Source organism: Mycobacterium sp. KBS0706 (assembly GCF_005938675.2).
Lineage (GTDB): Bacteria > Pseudomonadota > Alphaproteobacteria > DSM-16000 > Inquilinaceae > Inquilinus.
This window is the reverse complement of record NZ_VCCH02000005.1, coordinates 60581-78829: the sequence shown is the minus strand read 5'-3', so window position 1 is coordinate 78829 and position 18249 is coordinate 60581. Positions and strand designations below refer to the sequence as shown.

General features: G+C 68.0%; 17 protein-coding genes. 12 read left to right on the top strand and 5 right to left on the bottom strand.

What is annotated here, in order from left to right; translation table 11 throughout:
• The first annotated feature begins 14 nt into the window (after positions 1-14).
• The 8 genes from FFK22_RS04145 (at position 15) to FFK22_RS04110 (ending at position 6314) form a co-directional block, all read left to right on the top strand.
• Positions 15-353: a type II toxin-antitoxin system RelE/ParE family toxin gene (locus tag FFK22_RS04145; protein WP_138890936.1), complete on the top strand. Its 339-nt coding sequence runs from the start codon at positions 15-17 to the stop codon at positions 351-353.
• Positions 350-631, top strand: a complete 282-nt coding sequence (locus tag FFK22_RS04140; protein ID WP_138890935.1) for a helix-turn-helix domain-containing protein — start codon at positions 350-352, stop codon at positions 629-631. Before FFK22_RS04145 ends, FFK22_RS04140 begins: the two co-directional genes overlap by 4 nt.
• A 98-nt stretch (positions 632-729) precedes the next feature.
• On the top strand, positions 730-1416 hold the full coding sequence (locus FFK22_RS04135; protein WP_138890934.1) for an N-acetylmannosamine-6-phosphate 2-epimerase: 687 nt from the start codon (positions 730-732) through the stop codon (positions 1414-1416).
• A 37-nt stretch (positions 1417-1453) separates the two neighbouring features.
• Entirely contained in the window at positions 1454-2782 is a 1329-nt protein-coding gene (locus FFK22_RS04130; protein ID WP_138890933.1) for a sugar ABC transporter substrate-binding protein, read from the top strand.
• Entirely contained in the window at positions 2782-3675 is an 894-nt protein-coding gene (locus tag FFK22_RS04125; protein ID WP_138890932.1) for a carbohydrate ABC transporter permease, read from the top strand. Before FFK22_RS04130 ends, FFK22_RS04125 begins: the two co-directional genes overlap by 1 nt.
• Positions 3672-4493 (top strand): carbohydrate ABC transporter permease, encoded by an 822-nt coding sequence (locus tag FFK22_RS04120; protein ID WP_138890931.1) that lies wholly within the window; start codon positions 3672-3674, stop codon positions 4491-4493. Before FFK22_RS04125 ends, FFK22_RS04120 begins: the two co-directional genes overlap by 4 nt.
• A 9-nt stretch (positions 4494-4502) precedes the next feature.
• Positions 4503-5348, top strand: a complete 846-nt coding sequence (locus FFK22_RS04115) for a MurR/RpiR family transcriptional regulator (RefSeq protein WP_138890930.1) — start codon at positions 4503-4505, stop codon at positions 5346-5348.
• A gap of 111 nt (positions 5349-5459) precedes the next feature.
• Entirely contained in the window at positions 5460-6314 is an 855-nt protein-coding gene (locus tag FFK22_RS04110) for an N-acetylmannosamine kinase (RefSeq protein ID WP_138890929.1), read from the top strand.
• A 15-nt stretch (positions 6315-6329) separates the two neighbouring features.
• On the opposite strand, the gene FFK22_RS04105 is transcribed toward FFK22_RS04110, so the two are convergent.
• On the bottom strand, positions 6330-7535 hold the full coding sequence (locus tag FFK22_RS04105; RefSeq protein ID WP_138890928.1) for an MFS transporter: 1206 nt from the start codon (positions 7533-7535) through the stop codon (positions 6330-6332).
• 128 nt (positions 7536-7663) lie between these two features.
• Here FFK22_RS04105 and FFK22_RS04100 point away from each other — a divergent pair, with 128 nt between their 5' ends.
• On the top strand, positions 7664-8656 hold the full coding sequence (locus FFK22_RS04100) for an AraC family transcriptional regulator (protein ID WP_221938373.1): 993 nt from the start codon (positions 7664-7666) through the stop codon (positions 8654-8656).
• Here FFK22_RS04100 and FFK22_RS04095 read toward each other — a convergent pair.
• Positions 8653-9726 carry a tartrate dehydrogenase gene (locus FFK22_RS04095; protein ID WP_138890926.1) on the bottom strand — a complete coding sequence of 358 codons (1074 nt, stop codon included), beginning with the start codon at positions 9724-9726 and terminating at the stop codon, positions 8653-8655. The two genes, FFK22_RS04100 and FFK22_RS04095, sit on opposite strands and share 4 nt — an antisense overlap.
• A 167-nt stretch (positions 9727-9893) precedes the next feature.
• Here FFK22_RS04095 and FFK22_RS04090 point away from each other — a divergent pair, with 167 nt between their 5' ends.
• Positions 9894-10604, top strand: coding sequence for a transcriptional regulator NanR (locus FFK22_RS04090; protein WP_138890925.1), 711 nt, complete (start codon positions 9894-9896; stop codon positions 10602-10604).
• 93 nt (positions 10605-10697) lie between these two features.
• Here FFK22_RS04090 and FFK22_RS04085 read toward each other — a convergent pair whose 3' ends face one another.
• Positions 10698-11237, bottom strand: a complete 540-nt coding sequence (locus FFK22_RS04085; protein ID WP_138890924.1) for a hypothetical protein — start codon at positions 11235-11237, stop codon at positions 10698-10700.
• Between the two features lie 280 nt (positions 11238-11517).
• Here FFK22_RS04085 and FFK22_RS04080 point away from each other — a divergent pair, with 280 nt between their 5' ends.
• The gene (locus FFK22_RS04080) at positions 11518-12924 is read left to right on the top strand and encodes an adenylate/guanylate cyclase domain-containing protein (protein WP_143956796.1); all 1407 of its coding nucleotides are present in this window, start codon (positions 11518-11520) and stop codon (positions 12922-12924) included.
• Between the two features lie 599 nt (positions 12925-13523).
• Here FFK22_RS04080 and FFK22_RS04075 read toward each other — a convergent pair.
• Together FFK22_RS04075 and FFK22_RS04070 are read right to left on the bottom strand one after the other, a co-directional pair.
• Complete coding sequence (locus FFK22_RS04075) at positions 13524-13964, bottom strand: response regulator (protein ID WP_138890360.1); 441 nt, start codon at positions 13962-13964, stop codon at positions 13524-13526.
• Between the two features lie 152 nt (positions 13965-14116).
• Complete coding sequence (locus FFK22_RS04070) at positions 14117-14497, bottom strand: response regulator (RefSeq protein WP_138890361.1); 381 nt, start codon at positions 14495-14497, stop codon at positions 14117-14119.
• A gap of 279 nt (positions 14498-14776) precedes the next feature.
• On the opposite strand from FFK22_RS04070, the gene FFK22_RS04065 reads away from it, so the two are divergent.
• Positions 14777-18241 (top strand): CheR family methyltransferase, encoded by a 3465-nt coding sequence (locus FFK22_RS04065; protein ID WP_186002295.1) that lies wholly within the window; start codon positions 14777-14779, stop codon positions 18239-18241.
• Positions 18242-18249: the final 8 nt, after the last annotated feature.

The following is an 18249-nucleotide window of genomic DNA, read 5'->3' as shown; positions in this document are numbered from 1 at the left end:
GTATGTTCAGGTGAATGGCCGACCCCAAGCCTGTCGAGTTCCGGGGAAGTTCCCTCGACGATCTGCGCGGCTTTCCGGCCTCGGCACGGCGCGAAGCCGGGCATCAACTCGATCAGCTGCAGCGGGGCCGCGAGCCCGACGACTGGAAGCCGATGCCGACCGTTGGGCAAGGGGTGCAGGAAATCCGGATGCGGGATACGGCTGGAGCGTTCCGGGTGATCTATGTGGCGAAGTTCGCCGATGCCATCTACGTGCTGCACTGCTTTCAGAAGAAAACGCAGAAGACTGGCAAGGCGGACATCGATCTGGCGTCGAGGCGCTACCGGGAACTAGTGCAGGAGCAGGGTCGATGAGCAATGAGCGCTTCGCCAATGTCTGGGATGCGATCGAGGACACCGCAGCCCAGGCGGAGAACATGAAGCTGCGGTCGACGCTGATGATGGCGCTGAAGGACCACATCAGCCAGGAGGGCCTGAGCCAGGCCGAGGCCGCCAGGCTGTTTGGTGTGACACAGCCACGCGTGTCGGACCTGATGCGCGGCAAGATCGACCTGTTCGGCCTGGACAGCCTCGTCAACATGGCGGCGGCGGCGGGTCTGCATATGGAGCTGCATGTGGGGCGGGCTGCATAGCCGCCAGACTACTAAGGCCATCACCGGTTGGGCATGAAGGAAATTTTCATCTAGAAATTATTCTTGATGAAAAACACCAACTAACCCAGCATGGCGTCATGACCGACGCCGCCTTCGTCTCCGCCGTCCTCGGCCGCCTGCGCGGCCGGCTGATCGTGTCCTGCCAGCCGGTGGTGGGCGGTCCGCTCGACCGCACTGAGCTGGTGGTGGCGCTGGCCCGGGCCGTGGTCGGCGCCGGCGCCGCCGGCCTGCGGATCGAGGGCGTTGAGCGGGTCGCCGCGGTCTGCCGCATCGCCGGGGTGCCGGTGATCGGCATCGTCAAGTCCGACCTGGCCGACAGCCCGGTGCGGATCACGCCGCATCTCGCCGATGTCGACGCGCTGGCCGAGGCCGGCGCCGAGATCATCGCCTTCGACGCCACCCATCGCATCCGCCCGGCCACGGTGGCGGCGCTGGTGGCGCGCATCCACGGCCATGGCCGCATCGCCATGGCCGATGTCTCGACCCGGGCGGAAGGCCGGGCAGCGGCGGCGGTCGGGGCCGATATCGTCGCCTCGACTCTCGCCGGCTATGTCGCCGGGCCGGAGCCGACCGAGCCGGACCTGGCCCTGGTCGCCGACCTGGCCGCCGACGGTTTCACCGTGATCGCCGAAGGCAATGTGCGGACGCCGGAGCATGCCGCCTCGGCCCTGGCCGCGGGGGCGCATGCGGTGGTCGCCGGCTCGGCCATCACCCGGCCGGAATATGTGACGCGCTGGTTCCTCGAGGCCCTCGGCTCCGGCTGAGGGCGGTCCTTCAATCAAGACAAACAGGGGGCAAACCATGACAAATATCCTGCGCAAGACCCTGCTGGCCGGGCTGGCCCTGCCGCTGCTGTCCTCCGCCGCCCTGGCGGGCGAGGTCACGCTGCTGTTCTGGCCGGGACCGGAGAGCGAGGCGATGCAGAAGGTGCTCGACGCCTACAATGCCGGGCCAGGCAAGGCCGACGGCGTCACCGTCAAGCAGCTGCTGTTCAGCCGCCAGGGCTATTTCGAGAAGGAGCAGGCGGATCTCGCCGCGGGGTCGAGCGAGTTCGACCTGGCGCTGGTCACCACCTACACGCTCGGCCGCTACGCGCCCTATCTCGACCCGATCGACGCCCAGGTGCCGGCCGAGGCCAAGGCCGCCTTCGCGCCGGTGTCGCTGCAATCCCTGACCCTGGACGGCAAGCTGTACGGCGTGCCCACCGACATCTCGGTGCATTTCCTCTACTACCGCAAGGACCTGGTCGACCGCCTGCTGTCCGACGCCGAGTGGCAGAAGCGCTATGCCGCGATCGCCAAGGAGAAGCTCGGCAAGGACATGACGGCCAAGGCGCCGGACGACTGGAGCTGGGACGACTGGATCGCCGCCGCCCTGTTCTTCAGTGCCGCCGACAACCCGGACAGCCCGACCCGCTTCGGCACCGTGCTGCAGATGAAGAACCTGATCTTCAACATCATGCTGTGGCAGGCGACCCTGGTGTCCAACGGCGGCGACTGGCTGGGCGCCGACGGCAAGCCGGCGATCGACGGCCCGGCCGCCCGCACCGGTCTGCAGGTCTACAAGACCCTGATCGACGCCAAGGCCACGCCGCCGGGATCGATCAGCTACGAGTATCCCGAGGCCAACGCCGCCTTCCAGGCCGGCCAGGCCGCCACCATGCTGCAATGGAACGCGGCCTTCAACGAGCTGAACGACCCGGCGAAGTCGCCCACCGTCGCCGGCAAGATCGGCCTGGCCCCGCTGCCGGCCGGCAGCGCCGGGCACAAGAGCCATGTCCATTCCCTCGGCATCGGCCTGAACAAGGCCTCGAAGAACAAGGCTGATGCCGGCAAGGTCGTGGCCTGGCTGGCGACCAAGGACGCCATGACCGTCTACGCCCAGGCCGGCGGCACTTCGCCGGTGCCGGAGATCCTGAAGGCGATGGCGGCGGCCCGGCCGGAATTCCCGCTGGTCGGCGATTTCGTCGACCGCTACGGCTTCGTCGTCACCGGCGGCACCGCCGCCTATGCCGTGCCGGTCTATGAGGTGCTGGCGGAGAAGTTCTCCGCCTTCTGGGCCGGGCAGATCGACCTCGACACCGCACTGAAGCAGGCGGCCGAGGGCATGGCCGAGCGGATCAAGGGCTGATGGCTGCAACAGCCGGGGCCGGGCGCCGGCCCTATGAGGGGCGCCGGGACGGGCTGTGGCTGCTCGGGCCGCTGCTCCTGTTCCTGGCGGCCCTGCTCGGCTTCCCGGCCGTCGCCAACCTGATCTACAGCCTCAGCGAGGTGCGCTTCACCGGGCTGTGGTCGCCGCGCTGGGTCGGGCTCGACAACTACGCGACGGTGCTGGCCGACCCGGCCTTCTGGGGCGCGGTCGGCTTCTCCGCCCGCTTCGCCGTGGTGGTCACCGCGGCGCAGCTACTGCTCGGCTTCGCCCTGGTGCTGGCGCTCGACCCGCTGATCGCCAAGCGGCGCTGGCTGATGGCGTTCCTGCTGCTGCCGATGATGGTGTCGCCGGCCCTGCTCGGCGTGATGTACCGGCTGATGCTGAACGACTTCGTCGGCGTCATCCCGCAATACCTGCAGCTGGTCGGGTTCAGCGGCAACCTGCTGGACGCCGACTGGGCCTTCACCACCGTCGCGGTGATCGAGGTGCTGCAATGGACGCCCTTCGCCTTCCTGGCGCTGCTGACTGCCTACCAGGCGATCCCGGGTGATCTGGTGGAGGCGGCGCGGATCGACGGCGCCGGCTCCTGGGCCGTGTTCCGCCGCATCACCCTGCCGTTGATGGTGCCGGCGCTGGCGATCACCGGCTTCATCCGCTTCATCGACAGCTTCCGGGTGTTCGACCACATCTATGTGCTGACCGGCGGCGGCCCGGGCACGCTGACCCAGAGCCTGTCGATCTACATCTACCGCACCTTCTTCCAGCAGGAGCGGATCGGGCCGGCCGTCGCCGCCTCGATGCTGCTGCTCCTGGCCTCGGTGGTGGTGCTACGCCTGCTGATGGCGCAGATGCTGAGGGGATCGCGGGGATGACGCGCCTCGTCGCTGGGCTGCACTGGGCCGTGTTCCTGGTCGCCGTCCTGATCCTCAACATCCCGGTCATCGTCACGCTGCTGACCTCGCTGAAGACCACCCTCGACATCAACGCCTACCCGCCGGTGTGGCTGTTCGCGCCGACCCTGGAGCATTACGGCACGGTGCTGACCGACCCGGCGCTGGATTTCCCGCGCTACCTGATGAACTCGACCGTGATCGCCCTCGGCGGCACGGTGCTGGCGCTCGGGCTCGGCGTGCCGGCGGCCTATGCCATGGCCCGGCTAGGGAAGGGGACGACGACCATCCTGCCGGTGGTCACCAACCTGCGGGCACTGCCGCTGGTGATCTTCGCCATCCCGTTCTACCTGCTGTACCAGGCGCTGGGGCTGCTCGACACAAGGCTGGGCCTCGCCTTGATTTCCTGCATCATCAACCTGCCGTTGGCGCTGATCCTGCTGGTCGGCTTCCTTCAGGACCTGCCGCAGGAGATCGAGGAGGCGGCGCGGGTCGACGGCGCCTCTACCTTCGCCGTGCTGCGCCACATCGTGCTGCCGCTGGCCCGGCCGGTGCTGGTGGCGGTCGCCATCCTCAGCTTCATCTACAGCTGGAACGAGTTCCTGTTCGGCCTGATCCTGTCCACCCGCAACGCCGTGCCGGTGACGGTCGGCGCCACCTTCTTCATCACCTCCTGGGGCGTGAAATGGGGCGCCACCGCGGCGGCGATGATGCTCAGCGTGCTGCCGCCGCTCTTGCTCGGCCTGGTCAGCTACCGTTATCTCGGCCGGGCGATGCTGGCCGGGGCGGTAAAGGGGTAGAGTAGGGCCATGAGCGAGACCTCGACCATCGGGCGCAAGGTGCTGGCCAGCCTGCGGGCGGCCAATCCCGGCCTGTCGCCGGCGCTCGGCCGCATCGGCGACTATGTGCTGGAGGGGCCGGAGCGGGTGCTGTCGCAGACCGTGACCGAGCTGGCCGAGGCCTCCGGCTCCTCCGAGGCCTCGGTGATCCGCTTCTGCCGCGAGCAGGGCTTTCCCAGCTTCCAGGGCTTCAAGCTGGCGCTGGCCACCGAGCTGGCCTCGGCCCAGCCGGCACGGGCGGAGGAGGCGGGGCGGCACGCGCTGTTCCGTATCGTCGACCGCGCCGTCGACGCGCTGCGCCAGACCGAGGACCTCTTGGACCCGGCGGCGGTGGAGGCGGTGGCCGACCGCCTCCGGGCCGCGCGCCGCGTGCTGGTGTTCGGCGTCGGCGCCTCGTCCATCACCGCCCGCTACGCCCAGTACAAGCTGGCCCGGGTCGGGCTGCAGGCGGTGGCGCATGACGACCCGCACATGGCGGCGATGGCGACCGCTTCGCTGGGCGAAGGCGACGTGGCGCTGGCCGTCTCCAGCTCCGGCTCGACCCTCGACGTCGTCCGCGCCGCCACGCTGGCGAAGGAGGCGGGGGCGTTCCTGGTCGCGATCACCAACCGCACCAAGAGCCCGCTGACGGCGTTGGCCGACATGGTGCTGCTGGCCTCGACCCCGGAGACGCCGCTGACCGGCGGGGCGCTGGCCTCGAAGATCAGCCAGCTGGTGATCGTCGACATGCTGTTCGAGACCATCGCCGACCGCGACCCCGCCGCCCGCGACGCCATCCTCCGCACGGCGCAGGCCGTGACCGACCGTGGGTATTGAGATGGGGAACCGCTTGAGGTTCGCTCTTTATAGTCCCCCCTCCCCTTGCGGGAGGGGGGTAGGGGGAGGGGGGACTAGAAGGGCGCGGGCGGCGAGTTCCGGTAGCTCCCCATGACCACCGTCGTCGATCTCGGCGGCACCAAGATTGCCGCGGCGCGGGTGGAAGGCGCCACAGTGCTGGAACGCCGCCAGGCGCCCACCCCGCGGGACGGACGCTTCGAGAGCCTGGTCGAGGCCGTCGCCGCCCTGGTGGCGGGCTGGACCGACGGGCCGGTCGGCATCGCCACCACCGGGCTGGTGCGGGACGGAAAACTCTCCGCCACCAATCCCGGCACCTTGCCGGTGCCGCCGGATTCGCCGCTGGTCGCGGCGCTGCAGGACCGGCTGGGCGTCCCGGTGCGGGCGGTGAACGACGCCCAGGCCGCGGCCTGGGGCGAGTTCCGCCACGGCGCCGCCCAGGGCGTCGGTTCGATGGTGTTCCTGACCGTCTCGACCGGCATCGGCGGCGGGCTGGTACTGGACGGGCGGCTGCGGGTCGGGCCCGGCGGCCTGGCCGGGCATCTCGGCCATGTCGTGGCGCTGCCGGGCGGGCCGCTCTGCGGCTGCGGAAGGCGCGGCTGTGTCGAGGCGGTCGCCTCTGGCCGGGCGCTCGCGGCGGCGGCGACAGCGGCGTTCGGGGAAGAGATGGACGCGCCGGCCCTGTTCCGCCGGGCGCAGTCGGACCCGGCCGCCGCGGCGCTGATCGACCGCGCCGCCGCCGTCCTCGCCTGGCTGCTGGCCGATCTGAAGGCGGCGCTGGACCTCGACCTCGCCGCGATCGGCGGCGGAGTCGGGCTGGCTGAGGGGTTCCTCGGCCGGGTCGAACAGGCGCTGGCGGCCGAGCCGCGGCAGTTCCGTCTGCCGCTGCGTCCGGCCGCCCTGGGTCACGATGCGGGGCTGATCGGCATGGCCGATCTGCTGGGCTGACCAGCCCCGCTATCGTCAGGCCGCCGCCGTCGCCGTCCGCGGCCGGATGCCGAGCACGATCATCGCCGCGGCCAGCAGCAGCACGAAGCCGGCGCCGGTGAACACGCCCAGCGCACCGCTGACGTCGAAGATCGCGCCGCCGGCCGCGGCGCCTGTGGCGATCGCCAGCTGCACCGCCGCCACCAGCAGGCCGCCGGCGCTCTCCGCCTCGTCGGGGACGGTGCGGGTCAGCCAGGTCGACCAGGCCACCGGCACCGCACCGAAGGCCACGCCCCACAGTGCCACCATCGCCGTGTTCGCCACCGGCGCGCCGCCGCCCACCGCCACCAGGCCGAGGCCGAGGATGCCCATGGTCAGCGGCATCAGCATCATGGTCAGCCGCATGCTGCGCTCGAGCAGGAAGCCGCCCAGGAAGGTGCCCAGGAAATTGGCGATGCCGAAGCCCAGCAGGATGCCGGACACGCCGGTGATGCCGACGCCGGTCACGGTCTCCAGGAACGGCCGGATATAGGTGAAGAAGGCGAAGTGCCCGGTGAACACCAGCAGCACGGCCAGCATGCCGAAGCCGACCTGCGGCCGGGCCAGCACCTCGACCAGGGTGCGCAGGCTGGTCCGCGTGTTCGGCGCCATGCGCGGCAGCGTCGCGACCTGCACGGCCAGCGCCAGCAGCCCCAGCACGGCGGCGATCAGGAATACGCCGCGCCAGCCGATGATGTCGCCGAAATAGCTGCCCAGCGGCGCGGCGGCGACGGTCGCGGCCGAGACGCCGCTGAACAGCAGCGACAGGGCGCGGGGGATCAGTGCGTCGGGCACCAGCCGCATCACCGTCGCCGCCGCCATGGTCCAGAAGCCGCCCAGCGCCACGCCCAGCAGCACCCGCGCCAGCAGCAGCGCCGGCAGGCCGGGGGCGAAGGCGACCAGCAGGTTCGACACCGTCAGCAGGATCGAGAAGGCCAGCAGCACATGGCGCCGATCGATCCGCCGGGTCACGGTCGAGACCAGCAGGCTGGTCACCAGCGCCACCACCGCGGTCGCGGTCACCGCCTGGCCGGCCAAGCCCTCGGTCACGCCGAGATCCGCCGCCATCGGCGTCAGCAGGCTGGCCGGCAGGAACTCCGCCGTCACCAGCCCGAACACGCCGAGCGTCATCGAGACGACCGCGCCCCAGGCCGGCTCCTCCCGCGCCGGCGCCGCGCCCGTCCGCTGTGTTCCCTCGATCATGGGGACCATCCTTTGAAGAGAGAGGTTTTGATGCAGTGCAGCAGAAGGTAGGATGGACTCTTCGGACGATCCATGTCAGACACTCCGGAATGTTTGATCGTCCGTCCGAATCGCGATCCGAACAGCCGGTGCCCCGGCCGCCCCCGCCGCGGCCAGCCGGCGACCTGGTCAGCGAGTTGCTGCTGGGCATGCGCCTGTTCGGCGTGCATTACCGCCGGATCGCCATCGCGCCGCCCTTCGGCATCGGCTTCGGCACCATCGCCGGCCGGGCCCAGTTCCACTTCGTCGCCCGCGGCCCGGTGGTGCTGCGCACCGCCGACGGGACGATGCACACCCTCAACTCCGGCGATGCGGTGCTGCTGCCGCGCGGCGGCCCGCACGAGATGCTGTCCGCGCCCGACCAGGACAGTCGCGACATCTCCAGCTTCGAGGGCGAGACGCTGTGCCAGAGCGTCCGCATCATCCGTGCCTGTCCGGAGGGCTGCGAGCCGGGCTCCGGCGCGCTGATCTTCAGCGGCTGCATGGAGTTCGACCTCGGCGGCATGCACCCGCTGGTGGCGCTGATGCCGGAGGTGATGCTGGTCGGCACGCTGCTGAACCGCTACCCCGAGATCCTGCCGATGCTGGAGGCCATGGCGCGCGAGGCCTGCGACGAGCGCGCCGGCTTCGCCGCGATCCTGGCGCGGCTGGCCGATGTCGTCTCCGCCTCCATCGTCCGCGGCTGGGTCGAATGCGGCTGCGGCGACGCCAAGGGCTGGATCGAGGCGCTGCGCGACCCGCGCCTCGGCCGCGTCATCGCCGCCATGCACCGCGACCCCGGCCGCGACTGGACGGTGGCCGAGCTGGCGGCGGAGATGGGCGCCTCGCGTTCGGTCTTCGCCGAACGCTTCCTGGCGGTCACCGGCCTGACGCCGCTGCGCTACGTCGCCGACCTGCGCATGCGCCTGGCCGCGCAATGGATCGGCCGCGACCGGATGCCGATCGAGGCCGCGGCCCACCGCCTGGGCTACGGCTCGCAGGCCGCGTTCAGCCGGGCCTTCAAGCGGGTGATCGGCCGGCCGCCCGGCGCTGTCCGCGCCGCCCCGGCCACCCTGGGCGGCGACGCCGCCGCCAACGTCTAGACGTTCGAGCTGTAGATCGCGTCGATCACCGCGTTGGTGACCTGCTGCGTCGTCGCGGTGCCGCCGACATCCGGCGTCAGGATCCCGGCCGCGGTCACCTGCTCGACGGCGCGCATCAGCCGCCCGGCCGCCTCGGCCTCGCCGAGATGCTCCAGCATCTGCGCTGCGGTCCAGAAGCTGGCCACCGGGTTGGCGATGCCCTTGCCGGTGATGTCGAAGGCCGAGCCGTGGATCGGCTCGAACATCGACGGGAAGCGCCGCTCCGGGTCGATATTGGCGGTCGGCGCCACCCCCAGGCTGCCGGCCAGCGCCCCGGCCAGGTCGGACAGGATGTCGGCATGCAGGTTGGTGGCGACCACGGTGTCGATGCTCTGCGGCTTCAGCGTCATCCGCACCGTCATGGCGTCGACCAGCATCTTGTCCCACGTCACGTCCGGGAACTCCCGCGCCACCTCGGCGGCGATCTCGTCCCACATCACCATGCCGTGGCGCTGGGCGTTCGACTTGGTGACGACGGTCAGCAGCTTGCGCGGCCGCGCCTGCGCCAGCCGGAAGGCGTAGCGCATGATCCGGCTGACCCCGACCCGGGTGAAGATCGCGACCTCGGTGCCGACCTCCTCCGGCAGGCCGCGATGGGCGCGGCCGCCATGGCCGGAATACTCGCCCTCGGAGTTCTCGCGCACGATCACCCAGTCCAGGTCGCCGGGCCCGGCATGGCGCAGCGGCGAGGTGATGCCGGGCAGGATCCGCGTCGGCCGGACATTGGCGTATTGGTCGAAGCCCTGGCAGATCGGCAGCCGCAGCCCCCACAGCGTGACGTGGTCCGGCACGTCGGGCGCGCCGACGGCGCCGAAATAGATCGCGTCGAACGGCTTCAGCACCGCCAGCCCGTCCGTCGGCATCATCGCGCCGTGCCGCTTGTAGTAGTCCGAGCCCCAGTCGAAGCTGGTGACCGTGAAGCGGACATCGCCGAGCCGATGCTGCAGCGCCTCCAGCACCCTGATGCCGGCCCCGATCACCTCGGGGCCGATGCCGTCGGCGGGGATGGCGGCGATCGCGTGTTCGCGCATGGGCGGGTCTCCAGGCTCCGGGTGCGCTATCCTTGCCCCGGCGGGCGCTCCGCGGCCAGTGCAACCAGGGGTGACAGGGCGACGCGGCCGACGATGCCGGCGGGCCGTTTCGATGGTATGATCATCATCCCATCGGCCGCAGGGCGGCCCAGGCAGGAGCTCTTCTGGTGCGGGATTCGGCCGAACCCATCGTCCGCCGCAAGCTGTGGCACGAGGTCTTCGATCGCCTCCGGTCGATGATCACCCGCGGCGAGCTGGCGCCGGGCGACGCCATGCCGTCGGAGCGCGACCTGATGGACCGCTTCGGCGTCGGCCGCCCGGCGATCCGCGAGGCGATGCAGGCCCTGGCCAATATGGGTCTGATCACCATCAGCCATGGCGAGCGCGCCCGGGTGCGGCAGCTGACGGCGAAGTCGCTGTTCCAGCAGGTCGACCTCTCCGCCCAGTTCCTGCTCTCCGCCTCGCCGGACAGCCTCGAGCATCTGAAGCAGGCACGTCGATTCTTCGAGCGCGGCATGGTGCGCGAGGCGGCGGAGAAGGCGACGGCCGAGGATGTCGCGCGGCTGGAGGAGACGCTGCGGGAGCAGAGCGGCAAGGTCGACGACCCGGCCGGCTTCATCGCCGCCGACATGCGCTTCCACAGCCGGATCGCGGCGATTTCGGGCAACCCGATCTTCGAGGCAGTCAGCGAGGCCATGCTGGGCTGGCTGCGCGAATACCACACCGAGATGCTGATCTGGACCGGCAAGCAGAACGTCACCTTGGCCGAGCACCGCGAGATCCTCGATCACATCCGCCGCCACGACCCGGACTCGGCCGAGGCGGCGATGATCCGCCACCTCGACCGGTCTGCGGTGCTGTACGCGCATCACGGGTGAGGGACAGGCGGGCCTCTGGGGCGGTCTGGGAAAGTTGGCGAAGTCTGCGTAAGAGGGGGAACGGAAGTCCATCTCCTGCCAGATCGGAGTGCGTCAATCCCGCACAGGTGCAAAAAATGGTGGCAAATTCGACTGAGTAGGCGGTAGTTGTATTTCTAAGCGTTTTATAAGATTCAAGAAACGTACCCATCCATCTTTTTCATCCATCAATTTATATTTAACTATCCGTGGATTTGATAATAGGTTGTGCAATCTATATTGAAATAAGTCACGGAACTCGTCGATTGAAATAAGATCTTTTTCGATAAGCCCTTCAACATGCTCGAATACGCCCATGTATGTCTCGACTAAGCACCAATCTTCGACGGTGTTTGGGAGATATATGGATTTGCTCCACAAGCCATGAGGTCGCAAATTACAATGCACATTCTGATAATTGTGAGTTATTGCGCGTAATTCCAATAATAATTGTGCTTTTGTTGTATTTTCAATCCGTTCTTCTTGTATCGATGAATTCCGAAGTTGCAGACCAAGAAGTGGAAGGCCTATAATGGTGATTATGATAGAGATTGTTTGTAGCCAAATATGATCATCGTTTATCCAGACAAAGATGCTTGGGAGCCATTCAGGCATGTTTGCCTCCCTTATAAGAATTCACGCATTCCAATCGCAACACCGATCAGAATGCGCTCGGCATGTCGCCTACAGGTGAGCATGTTGTCATCACAGCTTGCCGTCGCGCTAGGGGCTGGATGCCAGGCCCCACTGATGGACCGCTTCGGGTCGATAGCCGATAGGTGCCGCAAGCAGTGGACCTGCGGCGTACCGAAGATGCGCGGACTGCGCAATCGGCCTTTTACAGCGCTCCACCATCGCCTTAGCGTCTTGTTCGATTTTGGTGTAAAATCGTATGATGAGCGAAACCCAGCCTCTGTTCGCGGCCCTGCGGCAGCTTGCCGATAGCGAGGCCGTGGCGGCGGTGGAGCGGCTGGTGCGGGACGGGCCGGACCGCGCGCTCAGCCGCGTCAATGTCTTCGACTTCGCGGCCGAGACCGGAATCGATGTCGAACGCGCCATCGCGGTGTTCCTGCACGCCGCGCGCCTCGGGCTGTTCGAGATGTCCTGGAACGTGCTCTGCCCCGGCTGCGGCGGCGTCCTCGACGCCGGCGCCACGCTGAAGACCCTGGATCGCGCCGAATATCATTGCGGCCTCTGCGCCGCCGGCTACGAGCCGACGCTCGACGAGATGGTCGAGGTGACCTTCACCGTCAGCCCGCGGGTGCGGCGGATCGGCGCCCATGACCCCGATTCGCTGCCGCCGGTGGAATATTGCCGCCAGGTGTTCTGGGGCTCCGGCGTCGACCTGCCGCCGAATTTCGAGCAGCTGATCGAGGACATCACCCTCGACTTCGTCGAGCTGCCGCCCGGCGAGAAGGCGCTGCTGTCGCTGCAGCTCCCGGCGGAGTTCCTGATCGCCTTCGACCCGGTCAGCCATGCGACGCAGTTCATCGACGTCAAGGGCGAGCCGACGCGCGACCGCCAGTCGCTGACCTTCATCATCGACCCGCTGCACCGGCTGAACGAGACCCTGACGCTGCGGCCCGGGCCGCTGCGCCTCTCGGTCGAGAACCGCACCAATCGCCGGGTGCTGGCCGGGATGTGGATCGCCGGGCATGCGCTGCACGACCTGCTCGGCCGGCGCAAGCCGTTCCTGACGGCCCAGCGCCTGCTCACCAACCAGACCTTCCGCGACATCTACCGGACCGACACGCTCGATGTCGACCAGCGGCTCAAGATCACCAGCATGACCTTCCTGTTCACCGACCTCAAAGGGTCGACTGCCCTCTATGAGCGGGTCGGCGACCTGGCGGCGTTCGACCTGGTGCGCGCCCATTTCCGGGTGCTGCACGAGATCGTCGCGGCCGAGGCCGGGGCCGTGGTCAAGACCATCGGCGATGCCGTGATGGCCACCTTCCCGACGCCCGACCGTGCCGTGGCCGCCGCGCTGCGCATGCGCGACGCCATGGGCCGCCTGAACGATACGCATGCGAGCGAGGATCTGGTGCTCAAGATCGGCATCCATGAGGGGCCGTGCCTCGCGGTCGCGCTCAACGAGCGGCAGGATTATTTCGGCCAGACCGTCAACATCGCCGCCCGGGTGCAGGCCCTGGTGAATTCCCGCGCCATCTTCGCCACGGAACCGGTGGTGACGGATTCCGACACCGCCAGGCTGCTGCAGGCCAGCGGCCTCGAGCCGGTCGCCCAGCGCCACACGCTGCGCGGCATCGAGGCCGAGGTGACGCTGTACGAGATTCCCTGACAGAGCAAATGAGTCCCCCCCTCCCCTTGCGCTAGGGCATATACACATCTGCCCGGCGTCATCGGATTGCCTCTCCCGCTTGCGGGAGAGGTCGGGCTCGCGCAGCGAGACCGGGTGAGGGCGGCTCGGCCGTGACATCGGGATCGGCGTTTCAGAACCGGGCAGATCCATGCTCGCTCGCGGCAAAGCTGTGCTCTCGGCGAGACTGCGATCCCCTCACCCGGACATCCTTCGGATGTCCGACCTCTCCCGCAAGCGGGAGAGGCAATCTGTTCGTCAGCCCGCCGTCGATGTCGCCGATCGATGTGTAGATGCCGTAGCTCCCCTTGCGGGAGGGGGGTAGGGGGAGGGGGTTTTCGACGCCAGAACTGGCCTGAAACCTGATGATCTGTCCTCGGCGGCGAAGCCTGTCCCCTGCCCATTCGCGCGCGGACGCGCGCAGACCCCTCGCCCCCTCCCGCAAGGGGAGGGGGGACTATAAGAAGTTGGGTCCCAGCTATTTTGAAAGGTCTCGCAAGCGGGAGAGGCAATACGCAGCTCCGAACCGGGCAGAGCGCTTTCCATTCCTCGCCCGCGGCCGTCAGCCAGGCGGCAGGCCGTCACCCGTCGAGCAGCGCCTGCACCGCTTCCAGCAGGGCGGGCGGGGACACCGGCTTGCGCAGCACGGCCTGGGCCGGCATGTGCTCGATCTGCAGGTCGGTGCAGGCGGTCATGAAGCAGAACGGGATCCGCCGCTGCCACAGGATCTCGACCACCGGATAGACCCGCATCCCGCGGCGCAGCCGCACGTCGAGCAGCGCGCCGTCGAGCCGCTGGGTCTCGGCCAGCCCGATCGCCGCCTCCAGCGTCCCGACCGGGCCGACCGGGTCCAGCCCCATGGCAAGGACCGCCTGCGCCACATCCCCGGCCAGCAGCAATTCGTCCTCGACGATCAGGATCCGCTTCGGCGCACCGTCGCGGCGGAGCGGGCGGGCCCGGCTGAACACGGAGGTGGAGGCGACATCCGTTCCAGGCTCTGCGAAGGGCATCCCAAATGGCATCTGCGGCTCTCCAGCCTGACGTTAATCTTTGTTAACGCAATATTATTATCTCCATTGTAGGGCAGATATGATCATTTTGAAAGAAGTCGCGTGTTAAAAATAGCATTCTATGAGTATAACAGCGTCCTGCCTGGCGCCGGTCTCTGGATTGGTCAGGGCTGAGCAGCGATGTGGAGCAGCCGGTCGATGCAGCGCTCTAGATCCGTCTGGTCGAACGGCTTGCGCAGCAGCATCTCCCCGAGGCAGTCGGGGTCGATTTCAGCCTCCTGATAGGCCGTGGTCAGCACCAGCGGGATGCCGCGGCGGCGCAGGACCTGGACCACCGGATAGACACGCTCGCCGTGCTGCAGATGGACGTCGAGGATGGCGGCCGACAGCGTCTCGGTCTCGGCCAGGCGTAGGGCGCCCGACAGGTCGCCGACCGGGCCGGCCACCTCATGGCCCAGATTCCGCACCGTTTCCTCGATCAGCAGCGCGACAAGGAACTCATCCTCGACGACCAGGATCCTGACATCTTTCGCGGAGGGGAACATCCTCGCGCCTCCGTTTTCGAATTGACCTCACCTTGGAAACAGGTCGAAAGGGTATAGAGTTGCTCTTTGCCGCGCATTTGGCCGGGCGGCCTGGGAGTCCACCTGGCCGGGCGTGCAGGATCCGGTGCCCGCCGAACGGAGATTGAAAGCGTGCCGACCCGCGCCAAACCGACGGCCGCCGGCCGGGCTGACCGCCATTCGCCGCCCCGGAAACAATCCGCGCGTCGCGGCCAATCCGCAAGCCCTTCCGCGGCGGCGCCGGCCAGGCTGGTCGTGGCGATGGGCGCGTCGGCCGGCGGGCTGGAGGCGTTCGAACGCTTCTTCCTGCACATGCCGGCCGACAGCGGCCTGACCTTCGTGCTGGTGCCCCATCTCGACGCCCATCACAAGAGCGCGATGGCCGAGCTGGTGGCCCGGTTCACGCGCATGCCGGTGGTGCAGATCGACGGCGGCATGACCCTGGTCGCCAACCGCATCCACGTCATTCCGCCGAACACCACGCTGACGATGCGGGGCGATGCGTTCCAGATCGAGACGCCGCGCAGCACCAGCTCGACGATCGACGGCTTCTTCCGGTCGGTGGCGGAACAGCACGGCGAATTGGCCGCCGGGATCATCCTGTCCGGCAGCGGCAGCGACGGCACCGTCGGGTTGAAGGCGATCAAGGAGGGCGGTGGCCTGACCCTGGCGCAGGCCGGCGAGACCTCGCGCTACGACAGCATGCCGCGCAGCGCCATCGCCACCGGCCTGGTCGACTTCGTCCTGCCGGTCGAGGAGATGCCGGCCCAGCTCTTGCAATACGCCAAGAACCTTGCGCGCCTGAAGCGGGAAGGAATGCCCCTGCGGCAGGAGGTGCGCCGGCATCTGGTGAAGATTTTCACCCTGCTGCGGACCACCACCGGGCACGATTTCAGCCAGTACAAGAACAACTCCTTCATCCGCCGGGTCCATCGGCGCATGCAGGTGGTCCAGATGACGTCGCTGCCCGACTATGTCGAGCTGCTGCGCAAGGATGCGGTGGAGGTCGAGGCGCTGTTCCGCGACCTGCTGATCGGGGTCACCCATTTCTTCCGCGACGCCAAGGCGTTCGAGGTGCTGGAGCGCGAGGTCATCCCGAAGCTGCTGGCCGAGAAGGGGCCCGACGATCAGATCCGGGTCTGGGTTCCCGGCTGCGCCACCGGGGAAGAGGCGTATTCGATCGCCATCGTGCTGCGTGAACGGATGATCGAGAGCGACGTCGCGCTCAAGGTCCAGATCTTCGCCACCGACATCGACGACCACGCCCTGGCCATCGCCCGGAACGGGGTGTACCCGGAGGCGATCATCTCCGATCTTTCGCCCGAACGCCTCGAGCGCTATTTCGTCAAGGACGGCAGCAGTTACCGGGTGGTCAAGGAAATCCGCGAGATGTGCATCTTCTCGGTGCACAACGTGATCAAGGACGCCCCGTTCTCGAAGCTCGACCTGATCTCCTGCCGCAACCTGCTGATCTATCTGGATTCCACCCTGCAGAACCGGGTCCTGCTGCTGTTCCATTTCGCCCTGCGGCAGCGCGGCTACCTGTTCCTGGGCCCCTCCGAGAACATCACCCAGCATCCGAAGCTGTTCGCCAAGATCGACAGCCGGCAGCGGCTGTTCAAGGCACGGGCGGTGGAGACCGAGCGGCCGACGGTCGAGTTCCCGCTGACCACCTCGATCTATCGCAACCATCTGGAGCTGGATCGCCCGGCCGGCGTGCTGCCGACCGTCAAGGACACGGTCAGCCGGCGGGCGCAGCGGGTCGTCGACGGCTATGCGCCCGCCTGCTTCGTGGTCGACGAACATTACGAGATCCTGCACTTCTCCGGCCGCACCGGGCGCTACCTGCAGCCGTCGCCCGGCGTGGCCAGCCTGAACCTGTTCAGCATCGTCGAGGCCAGCCTGCGGCCGGACCTGCGCACCGTCATCCACCAGGCCTTCACCTCCGGCCAGCGCAATGTCCGCGAGAACGTGTCGCTGCCGGTCGATGGCGGCTTCCAGTCGATCAACCTGATCGCCGAGCCGCTGATGGTCAGCGAGGCCGACCCGAAGCTGTGTGTCGTCATCATGCAGGAGGTCGGGACCCTCAAGCAACTCGGCAGCACCCGGACCGAGGCGGCCTCGGACGTCCAGAAGGACGAGGTCATCCGGCACCTGGAGTCGGAGCTGATCGCCACGCGCGAGCGGCTGCAGACCACGATCGAGGAGCTCGAGACCTCGAACGAGGAGATGAAGTCCTCGAACGAGGAGTTCCAGTCGGTCAATGAGGAGCTGCAATCGGCCAACGAGGAGCTGGAGACCTCGAAGGAGGAGCTGCAATCGGTCAATGAGGAGCTGGAGACGGTGAATGCCGAGCTCAACTCCAAGATCGAAAGCCTTGACCGCGCCATCAGCGACCGCAAGAACCTGCTGGAAAGCACCCAGATCGCGACGCTGTTCCTCGACAACAACCTGCGGGTGCGCAGCTTCACCCCGGCGATCACGGAGATCTTCCATCTGATCGAGAGCGACTACGGCCGGCCGATCACGGACATCGTCACCCGGCTGGCCTACGAGGCGCTGTCGCGCGACGTCAGCCGGGTGCTGCGCACCCTGACCCGGCTCGAGCAGGAGGTGGCGCTGACCGACGGCTCGGCCAGCTATATCATGCGGATCCTGCCGTACCGGACGGTCGACAACGTGTTCAGCGGCGTGGTCATCACCTTCATCGACATCACCGAACGCAAGCGCAACGAGGAGTCGCTGGCCCGGCTGGCCGCCATCATCGAAAACTCGCAGGAGGCGATCATCGGCATGGCCCCGGACGGCACGATCACCAGCTGGAATGCCGGGGCCGAGCGCGTCTATGGCTACACGGCCGAGGAGGCTATCGGCCGCTCGCTGTCCTTCCTGTCGGTCGTCGGCCGCTCCGCCGAGCTGAAGCAGATCCTGGACCGGATGAAGCGCCAGCCGGCGCAGCAGAGCGTGGTCGAGACCGAAAGGCTGACCAAGGATGGCCGCCGGATCTTCGTCTCCTACACCGCCTCGCCGATCCGCAACGCCGCCGGCCGCCTGACGGCGGTGGCGGTGGTCGAGCGCGAGACCACCGAGCGCAAGCAGGCGGAGGAGCGCCAGCAACTGCTGCTGGCGGAGCTGAACCACCGGGTCAAGAACACCCTCGCCAGCGTGCTGTCGATCGCGGCCCGGACCCGGCAGTCGAGCGCATCGCTCGAGGAGTTCGGCCAGTCCTTCGAAGGCCGGGTCCAGTCGCTCGCCAAGGCGCATGAGCTGCTGGCGGCGAATGTCTGGTCCGGCGCCGATCTGCGCCAGATCCTGCTGCATGAGCTGCGGCCCTATCACGAGGGCAAGGACCCGCCCGTGCTCACCGGCGGGGAGATCTTCCTGCCCGCCCGCGCGGCGCTGGTCTTCGCCATGACCTTCCACGAACTGGCGACCAACGCGTCGAAATACGGCGGACTGTCAGCCTCCGGCGGGACGGTGCAGGTGAGCTGGCGCGTGGCCAAGAGCGCCGTCGCCCCCTTCCTGCGCATCGACTGGAGCGAGCGTGGCGGCCCGAAGGTGGAGAAGCCGGCCCGGGACGGCTTCGGGCTCAGCTTCGTCAAGCGCAGCGTCGCCTATGAGCTGCACGGCAACGCCGAACTGACCTTCAAGCCCGCCGGGCTGCAGTGCCGGATCGAGGTGCCGATGACCGAGCTGCGCCGCGATCCCGACCGGGAGTCCGGCTGACCGGGGGA